Origin of the sequence: Variovorax sp. KBW07 (genome assembly GCF_003852515.1) — a bacterium.
Classification (GTDB): Bacteria; Pseudomonadota; Gammaproteobacteria; order Burkholderiales; family Burkholderiaceae_C; genus Variovorax.
This window is the reverse complement of the sequence record NZ_QAJK01000163.1, coordinates 51,647-59,605: the sequence shown is the minus strand read 5'-3', so window position 1 is coordinate 59,605 and position 7,959 is coordinate 51,647. Positions and strand designations below refer to the sequence as shown.

General features: G+C 70.0%; 8 protein-coding genes. 5 read left to right on the top strand and 3 right to left on the bottom strand.

All coding sequences use genetic code 11. From position 1 onward, the window contains the following. Positions 1-111 precede the first annotated feature (111 nt). The 3 genes from DBV14_RS28860 to DBV14_RS28850 all read right to left on the bottom strand — a co-directional run bounded on the left by DBV14_RS28860 (position 112) and on the right by DBV14_RS28850 (position 3,948). Positions 112-1,677 (bottom strand): S9 family peptidase, encoded by a 1,566-nt coding sequence (locus tag DBV14_RS28860; protein ID WP_124464637.1) that lies wholly within the window; start codon positions 1,675-1,677, stop codon positions 112-114. A gap of 248 nt (positions 1,678-1,925) precedes the next feature. After that, positions 1,926-3,353 (bottom strand): D-alanyl-D-alanine carboxypeptidase/D-alanyl-D-alanine-endopeptidase, encoded by a 1,428-nt coding sequence (gene dacB, locus DBV14_RS28855; RefSeq protein ID WP_124464629.1) that lies wholly within the window; start codon positions 3,351-3,353, stop codon positions 1,926-1,928. 7 nt (positions 3,354-3,360) lie between these two features. After that, entirely contained in the window at positions 3,361-3,948 is a 588-nt protein-coding gene (locus DBV14_RS28850; protein ID WP_124464627.1) for a GDP-mannose pyrophosphatase, read from the bottom strand. A 79-nt stretch (positions 3,949-4,027) separates the two neighbouring features. On the opposite strand from DBV14_RS28850, the gene DBV14_RS28845 reads away from it, so the two are divergent. From DBV14_RS28845 to pyrF, 5 genes are all read left to right on the top strand, one after another. Beyond that, positions 4,028-4,795 carry a DeoR/GlpR family DNA-binding transcription regulator gene (locus DBV14_RS28845; protein WP_124464625.1) on the top strand — a complete coding sequence of 256 codons (768 nt, stop codon included), beginning with the start codon at positions 4,028-4,030 and terminating at the stop codon, positions 4,793-4,795. 44 nt (positions 4,796-4,839) lie between these two features. Beyond that, on the top strand, positions 4,840-5,616 hold the full coding sequence (gene tsaB, locus DBV14_RS28840) for a tRNA (adenosine(37)-N6)-threonylcarbamoyltransferase complex dimerization subunit type 1 TsaB (RefSeq protein ID WP_124464623.1): 777 nt from the start codon (positions 4,840-4,842) through the stop codon (positions 5,614-5,616). After that, positions 5,613-6,155: a ribosomal protein S18-alanine N-acetyltransferase gene (gene rimI, locus DBV14_RS28835; RefSeq protein ID WP_124464621.1), complete on the top strand. Its 543-nt coding sequence runs from the start codon at positions 5,613-5,615 to the stop codon at positions 6,153-6,155. The genes tsaB and rimI overlap by 4 nt, the downstream gene beginning before the upstream one ends. Before the next feature lie 61 nt (positions 6,156-6,216). Further along, on the top strand, positions 6,217-7,044 hold the full coding sequence (locus DBV14_RS28830; RefSeq protein WP_124464619.1) for a uracil-DNA glycosylase: 828 nt from the start codon (positions 6,217-6,219) through the stop codon (positions 7,042-7,044). A 34-nt stretch (positions 7,045-7,078) separates the two neighbouring features. Next, positions 7,079-7,903 (top strand): orotidine-5'-phosphate decarboxylase, encoded by an 825-nt coding sequence (gene pyrF, locus DBV14_RS28825; RefSeq protein WP_124464617.1) that lies wholly within the window; start codon positions 7,079-7,081, stop codon positions 7,901-7,903. Positions 7,904-7,959 lie beyond the last annotated feature (56 nt).

Here is a 7,959-nt window from a genome sequence, read left to right as displayed (position 1 = left end):
CATTCGCACGCGCCCCGAACGGACTGCGCATCAAGCAAGCGCAGCCGCCCGGCAAAGGCACTCACACGGCCCTGTGCAGACCGTGAAACAGACCAGGCAGAACGGAAGAGATCAGCCCCCCGCAGCCAGCACGCCCTGGAAGAACCCGCGCGCCGACGCCAGGCAGAACGGAGGCGCCAACGTGCCGTGGTACGCCAGCGTCACCGCCTGTGCCTTGTCGCTTGCGCTGCCCGGCGTGCTTTGCGCCAACAGGCTCTTCGCCTGCGCAAAGCCCGCCCGTGCGCTCGAATAGGCGTCCGTTGCGGCGCTGTCTTCCAGGTCGACCACGCTCAGCAACGCAGTCGGCATGCCCTTCGCGCGGAAGTAGCCCGACGTAACGCGGGTGCTGATGAAGTTCACCGTCGGGTCGTTCGCGCCGCCGCACATCAGCATCGGCTTCGCCGGCACCCAGTTGCGCAGGTCGTTCGCCAGTGCCGCCTTGCGGAAGCCGACCGCCGGCTTGCAATCCAGCGGCGTGGTGGTGCTCACCGAGGCGGCCGTCGGCAGCAGTGCGTTGCCGGGGCAGGCGTTCGACTGGATGTCTGTCGCCGCTTCCGTCAGGTAGCTCTGCTTGATCAGGTTGTTGGCGCCGTAGAAGATCGACAGCTGCGCGTTCAGCGGGCCCGGCGTCGCATTCGCCGGGAACAGCGCCAGCTGCGGCAGCTTGCCGCTCGAGAACAGCGTGCCGGGCGTCAGGCTCGGCAGCAGCGTGTCGATGCCGGTCGCGTACTGCGCTTCGTACACGTCGGTGGTGGCGTTGTAGACGTTGCCGAACTGCTGCTGCCAGCTGGTCGACAGCAGCGGCACGAAGAGGGTGCTGCCCAGCGCCGGCCAGCCCTGGAAGGTGTAGTCCGTCAGCAGGCTGATGGCCGAGGGCGCCGACAGCGGCGCCGAGGCCGTCACCGGCTTGCCCGTGGCCTGCATCTCGCGGTGCGCCGCCATCGCGACATAGCCGCCCTGCGAATAGCCGGTGATGAACAGCGAGCCCGCGTCGGTCGCGTTGATGTTCGAGAAGGTCTTGCGCGCGGCCGACAGCGCATCGACCATGTCCTTGCCCTGCTGGTCGCCGTTGAGGTACGGGTGGTAGGGCAGCGTCGACTTGTCGTACCCCGCATAGTTGGGCGCCACCACGATGAAGCCCTGCGCCGCGAACATGGCGGCGACCATCAGGCCCTCGCCGGCGGCCGGCTGGGTGCTGTCGGTCCACTTGGCCAGGTTGTAGTTCTTCGCGGCGGTGGTGCCGTGCGCATACAGCACCACCGGCCGTCCGCCCGAGCAGGCCACGTCGTTGCCCGTGGGCACCATCACCGCCGCCGTGGCGTTGGTGGCTTCGTTCTTCGCGCCGATGGTGCGGTATTCGAGGTAACGCACGTCCACGCCGCACTTGGGCGTGCCGGCCACCTGCAGCAGCGCCTTGCCCTGGTCGCTGCCCTGCAGGCTGGCCGTGAACTGGTCGGCCGTGAGCTTGCCCGACTGCTCGGGCGGGTTGGTGACCACCGAGCCCCGGCCGTTGTCGGCGACGGGCGGCAGGCCGAAACCGAAACCACCACCTCCGCCGTCACCGCCGCCCCCGCAGGCCGCGAGCAGCAGCGTGGTGGCGCCTGCGAGCACCGCCAATGCCGCGGGCTTGCGCGCCATCGGTGCGTTCGGGGTGGTGGACGGATGTTGTTGTGGTTTTTTCAAGGCATGTCTCCTGCGTTGGTGTGGGGCCGTGCACAAACAAAATAGAACGAGCGTCCGATTCTGTGCAGCGCCATGGCTGCGCGCAAGCGGCGTTTACCGTCAGAAGATTTCAGTACATGCCCTGTTGACAGGCGCGGCCACCGCCACGGCCACGGCCGTCTTGCCGCCCGTGCCCCCTTGCACTTGCGTGCCGGTGCCCCAGGTCAGTTGTCCTGCGAAGCCCAGTCGACCAGCGCGTCGAAGGCCGCGCGCGCCGCGCCCGCGTTCTCGCCGTTGGCAATCGCCACCAGCACGTAGCGCCGGCCGCTCGCGCCGTCCACGTAGCCGGCCACGCCGGAGGCATCGCGCAGGGTGCCGGTCTTCAGGTGGGCCGAGCCGCCCGAGCGCAGCGTGCGCCGCTTGAGCGTGCCGTCCACGCCCATGGCGGGCAGCGACGACATCAGCTCCGGCATCACCGGCGAGCGCCACGCCACCTGCAGCATCTTGCCGAGCGCGGCCGCGCTGATGCGCTCGTCGCGCGACAGGCCCGAGCCGTTCTCGAACACCGGCTGCGCCTCGCCGGTGCCGATGCGGTCGCGCCACCACTGGCCCAGCGCGGTGCGCGAGGCCTCGAAGGTGCCGCGGTTCTTCTGCGTCAGCCCGATGGTCAGGAACAGCTGCTGCGCCATCACGTTGTTGCTGTACTTGTTGATGTCGCGGATCACCTCGGCCAGCGGCGGCGACTCGAATTCGAAGGCCGGCTTCAGCCCGGCCGGCACGCGCCCTTCGCGCATCTGGCCGCCCACGCGTCCACCCATCTCGGCCCACATGCCGCCGATGGCGCGCAGGCTGTAGGTGCGCGGATCGCCGTAGGCCACGGCCCAGCTCTTTTCGCCGCAGGCGGCCGGAAAGGCGCCGTTGAAGCGGATGCGGTTGACGTCGCTGAAATCGGTCTTCAGCGCGGTGCGCCAGTCGCCGCATTCGCCGGGCGTCAGTGCCACGGTGGCGGGCATGGCCACGCTGGCCAGTGGCGGCTCGTAGCTCACGCGCGCGACCTGGCCGGCGCGGTCGGGCGCGAAGGTCATGTTGACCGACTTGAAGTTGACCAGCAGCGCATCGGGCGAGGCGTTGTAGGGCCGCAGCGGCTCGCCGTCGAAGGCGCCCGGGTCGCCCTCGACCGTGTTCTCGAAGGCGCTGCGGTCGATGACGATGTCGCCGCCCACGGTGGTGATGCCCAGCCCCTGCACGTGGCGCAGCAGCAGCCACACGCGCTCCAGCACCAGCTTGGGATCGCCCTGGCCCTTGATGTACAGGTTGCCGTTCAGCACGCCGTTGTTCACGGTGCCCTCGACATACACCGGCGTGGTCCAGTTGTAGGCCGCGCCCAGCAGGTCGAGCGCCGCGTAGGTGGTGACCAGCTTCATGATCGACGCCGGGTTCACCGGCACCTGCGTGCGCCAGGCCAGGCGCGGCTGCCGCGTGCCGTCGGCATCGGCCACCAGCATCGTCACCGCCTCGCGTGGCACCTTGGCGCGCGCCAGGGCGGCATCGACCTGGGTCGGCAGGGCCTGCTGTGCGAAGACGCTGGCCGACGCCAGCGCTGCAAGGGAGAAGAAAAGGGACGAGGGAATCAGGCGGGCGGCAAAAGGCATGCGGCCATTATCCCGGCGGGAAAACGTGCAGCTTCGCGTGGTAGAGCAGCATGACCGTCTTGGCGTCGGCGATGCGGCCGTCGGCCACCATGGCCAGCGCCTCGTCGATGTGCAGTTCGAGCACCTCGATGTCTTCGCCCTCTTCCGCCAGCCCGCCGCCCGCGCCGATGCGCATCGAGGGCTCGTACGGCGCCACGAAGAAGTGCAGCTTTTCGGTCACCGAGCCGGGGCTCATGAAGCTCTCGAAGATCTTCGTGACGGTGCCCAGCCGGTAACCGAGCTCTTCCTCGACCTCGGCGCGGATGCGCTCTTCGGGCGCCGCGTTGTCGAGCAGGCCTGCCGCGGCCTCGATCAGCAGGTCGTCGTGCCCGTTCACGAACACCGGGTAGCGGAATTGCCGCACCAGCAGCACCGTGCGCTGCGCCAGGTTGTAGGGAAGCAGCGTGGCGCCGTTGCCGCGGTCGTAGGTCTCGCGGTGCATGGGCTGCCACTGGCCGTCGCTGCGCCGCCAGTCGAGCCGGGTGGTCTTGAGCACGAACCAGTTGTCGGAAAGCAGGGTGACTTCGTGCACCCGGACGCGGTCTTGAAGGGTCATGGCGGCGAGCATATGTGCATATTCGTGCAATAACAAGAAAATTCGTGCAATCCACGGAAGAGCCCGATACCATCGGGCCATGCTCACCAGCCAGCGCAAGCAACACATCCTCTCGGCCCTGCAGCGCGACGGCAACGTCGTCGCCAAGACGCTCAGCGAAGCGCTGGGCCTGTCCGAAGACACCATCCGCCGCGACCTGCGCGAGATGGCCGCCGAGGGCCTGCTGCAGCGCGTGCACGGCGGCGCGCTGCCGCTGGCGCCGGCCGGCGCCGACTTCGCCAGCCGCCAGCAGCTGGCGTCCGAAGAAAAGGTGCTCATCGGCCGCGCCGCCGCGCGCCTGGTGCGGCCGGGGCAGGTGGTGTTCATCGATGGCGGCACCACCGCCGTGCAGCTGGCGCGCCACCTGCCGCGCACGCTGCAGGCCACGGTGGTCACGCACAGCCCGTCGGTGGCGGTGGAGCTGGCCGCGCACACGCAGCTCGAGGTGGTGCTGATCGGCGGGCGGCTGTTCAAGCATTCGGTGGTGGCGGTGGGCGCCGCCGCCATGGCGGCCATTGCGCGCATCCATGCCGACACCTACTTCATGGGCGTGACCGGCGTGCACGCCGAAGCCGGGCTGACCACGGGCGATCTGGAAGAGGCCGAGATCAAGCGCGCGCTCATGGCCTCGGCGGCCGAAACCGTCGTGCTGGCCTCGTCGGAAAAGCTCGGCGCGGCCTCGGCCTGGGTGGTCAATCCGGTCACGGCCGCGACCAGCCTGCTGGTATCGCCGGACGCCCCGGCCAAGGCGCTGGCGCCGCTGCGCAAGGCCGGGCTGACCATCTTGCGCAGCGACAACGCCGGCTGACCGACGGGATTCGCGGGATTTCCCCGCCCCTCGATAATCGGGAGATGCCTCTCGCCTTGCCCAAGCTGCTCGCCTTCGACACCAGCACCGAGCACCTGTCGGTGGCCGTGCGCCACGGCGACCGGCTGCTGGCGCACAGCGGCGCCGGCGGGGCGCAGGCCTCGACCACCCTGCTCCCGCTGATCCAGCAACTGCTGGCAGAGGCCGGGCTGGCGCTGGCCGAATTGGACGCCATCGTCTTCGGCCGCGGTCCCGGTTCGTTCACCGGCCTGCGCACGGCCTGCTCGGTGGCGCAGGGCCTGGCGTTCGGCGCCCGCGTGCCGCTGTTGCCGGTCGACACCCTGCTCGCCGTGGCCGAAGAGGCCCGCCATGCCTTCGGTGCGCGCCAGGTGGTGGCGGTGCTCGACGCCCGCATGGACCAGCTGTACGCCGCGCGCTACGACTTCGAGGCCGCCGGCCCGCTGGGTCTGGGTCTGCCCAGTGGCGACGACGAACCCCTGCTGCTGTCGCCCGAAGCGCTCGAAGTGCCCGCCGGCTGGGCGCTGGCCGGCAACGCCTTCGCTGCCTACGGCCCGCGCCTGGCGGCGGCCACCGCCCGCCACGAGGCGCTGCCAACCGCCACAGCCATGCTGCGGCTGGCGCCCGCGCTGCTGGCGGCCGGGCGCACCGTGCCCGCCGCGCAGGCCTGGCCGCTCTATGTTCGCGATAAAGTGGCGCAAACCACCGACGAGCGCGCCGCCATCAAGGCGGCCGCCGCCGCCGCATCCGCAGCAGCAGCAACAACCGAGGCCGCAGCAGCCGTTCCACCCAGCCACGCATGAGCGCCGTCCTCCAGCCCGTCGAAGCCCGCCTCGAACCGCTCACCATCGAGCGGATCGATGCGGTGTGCGCGGTCGAGCTGACGGCCTACAGCCACCCGTGGACGCGCGCCAACTTCACCGATTCCATGGCCGTGGGCTACCACTGCCAGTGCCTTCTGGCGCCAGTGTCCAGCCCCGGCCTGGACACGCCGGTCACCAGCCTGGGCGAAACGCTCATCGGCTACTTCGTCGCCATGAAGGGCGTCGACGAGGTGCACCTGCTCAACATCACCGTGGCGCCGGCCTTCCAGCGCCAGGGCTGGGCGCCGCTCATGCTGGAAGCGCTCACCGGATGGTCGCGCGGCGAGGGCGCGCAGTGGCTCTGGCTCGAAGTGCGCCAGAGCAACCAGCGCGCGCTCGACATCTACGCGCGGCAGGGTTTTCGCAGCGTCGGCGTGCGCAAGGGCTACTACCCGGCACATGACGGCAAGCGCGAAGACGCGGTCGTCATGAGCCTCCGATTGAATGAAACAGGCACTGCCTGGGGAGCCTTGCGATGAGCGCCGCGCCGGGCCGCCCCAAGCAGGCTTGCACCGCAGCGCGAAGCGCAGAGGTTTCCTTATGAACGCGGTACAGACCCTGAAGCTCGACGCCCGCCAGCGCGCGATGCTCGACGAAATGGGCGTGAAGGTCTGGTGGCCGATGCCCCAGGTGGTCGAGGAAGAGGTGCCCTTGGCTGTCGAAGCGGCAGCGGCCGTCGAAGAACAGATGCCCGCGAGCGAGCGGTACGTTGCCGAAACGCCTGTCGTCGCGGCACCTGCGCAGCCCCCCGCACCCGTCGCTCGAACAGCTGCCGCGCCTGTATCCGCGGCTCCGGTTGCGCGGCCCGCGCCCGCCGCCCCCGCGACGCATGGCGCCGCCGTGCTCATCGAGTCCCCGCGCCGCCTGTACGGCGAGGCGTCCGACCCCTTGGCGTCGGTGGAAGGCGGCTGGCTGGTCGTGGCCGACATGCCGCCCGAAGCCGATGGCCGCCATGGCGAGCCCTTCTCGGGCGATGCCGGCAAGCTGCTCGACAACATGCTGCGCGCCCTCAAGCTGCACGACGGCAAGACGCCCGTGCACCTGGTGCGCACCCACCGAGGCGTGGCCGCCGGCCAGCCCGGCAGCCCGCGCCCGATGGCCGAGGCTTTCGGCGAACACGCGGCGGCGTTGGCGCCCCGCGTCGTGCTGGCCATGGGCCCGTTGGCCGCCCAGAGCCTGATGCAAAGCGGCGACCCGCTCGGCAAGCTGCGCGGCCGTGTCGTGCCGCTGCCCACAGAGGGCAATGCGGCGACGGTGGTGGTGGCGACCTATCACCCGGCGTACCTGCTGCGCAACCCGGCCGACAAGGCCCGCGCCTGGGCCGACCTGTGCCTGGCGGCGGAACAGCAGCAAACAACGCCCGGCTGAGGCCCGTCAGGCGGGGTCCGTAAAATCGGGCCCCATGACTTTCCTCGACAAGCTGGCCGCCGCACAGCAAACAAACGGCTCGTTGCTCTGCGTGGGGCTCGACCCCGAGCCCGCCAAATTCCCGGGGCAGCTCAAGGGCGACGCCAGCCGCATCTATGACTTCTGCGCGCGCATCGTCGACGCGACGGCCGACCTGGTCATCGCCTTCAAGCCGCAGATCGCCTATTTCGCGGCCCACCGCGCCGAAGCCCAGCTCGAAAAGCTGATGGAACACATGCGCCGCAATGCGCCGCACGTGCCCACGATCCTGGACGCCAAGCGCGGCGACATCGGCTCCACCGCGGAGCAGTACGCGCTGGAAGCCTTCGAGCGCTACGGCGCGGACGCGGTGACGCTGTCGCCGTTCATGGGCTTCGATTCGGTGGCGCCGTACCTCAAGCACGAAGGCAAGGGCGCCTTTTTGCTGTGCCGCACGAGCAACCCGGGCGGTTCCGACCTGCAGGGCCAGCGGCTGGCGGACATCGAGGGCCAGCCGTTCCTGTACGAGCACGTGGCCAGGCTGGCGCAGGGACCCTGGAACCTGAACGGCCAGCTCGGACTGGTGGTGGGTGCAACCTACCCGGCCGAGATCGAGCGGGTGCGCGCGCTGGCGCCGACGGTGCCGCTGCTCATTCCGGGCGTCGGAGCCCAGGGCGGCGACGCGGTAGCGACGGTACGCGCGGGCTGGCGTGCCGATGCGCCGATCATCGTGAACTCGTCGCGGGCCATCATCTACGCGTCGTCTGGTGAAGACTTCGCCGAGGCTGCCAAGAACGCAGCCCGTACGACCCGCGACGCACTCGAAGCCGCCAAGGCCTGAGTCTCTCGGGGGCTGTTGTCGGGAGGCTGCTGCTCAGGTCATTCAGGGCGACGCTC

What these genes read in the sequence shown, in the direction of transcription:
- tsaB (WP_124464623.1), top strand. Translation starts at nt 4,840, where the DNA reads ATGCCTCTCGCCTTGCCCAAGCTGCTCGCCTTCGACACCAGCACCGAG.
- DBV14_RS28850 (WP_124464627.1), bottom strand. Translation starts at nt 3,948, where the DNA reads ATGACCCTTCAAGACCGCGTCCGGGTGCACGAAGTCACCCTGCTTTCC.
- rimI (WP_124464621.1), top strand. Translation starts at nt 5,613, where the DNA reads ATGAGCGCCGTCCTCCAGCCCGTCGAAGCCCGCCTCGAACCGCTCACC.
- DBV14_RS28845 (WP_124464625.1), top strand. Translation starts at nt 4,028, where the DNA reads ATGCTCACCAGCCAGCGCAAGCAACACATCCTCTCGGCCCTGCAGCGC.
- dacB (WP_124464629.1), bottom strand. Translation starts at nt 3,353, where the DNA reads ATGCCTTTTGCCGCCCGCCTGATTCCCTCGTCCCTTTTCTTCTCCCTT.
- pyrF (WP_124464617.1), top strand. Translation starts at nt 7,079, where the DNA reads ATGACTTTCCTCGACAAGCTGGCCGCCGCACAGCAAACAAACGGCTCG.
- DBV14_RS28860 (WP_124464637.1), bottom strand. Translation starts at nt 1,677, where the DNA reads ATGGCGCGCAAGCCCGCGGCATTGGCGGTGCTCGCAGGCGCCACCACG.
- DBV14_RS28830 (WP_124464619.1), top strand. Translation starts at nt 6,217, where the DNA reads ATGAACGCGGTACAGACCCTGAAGCTCGACGCCCGCCAGCGCGCGATG.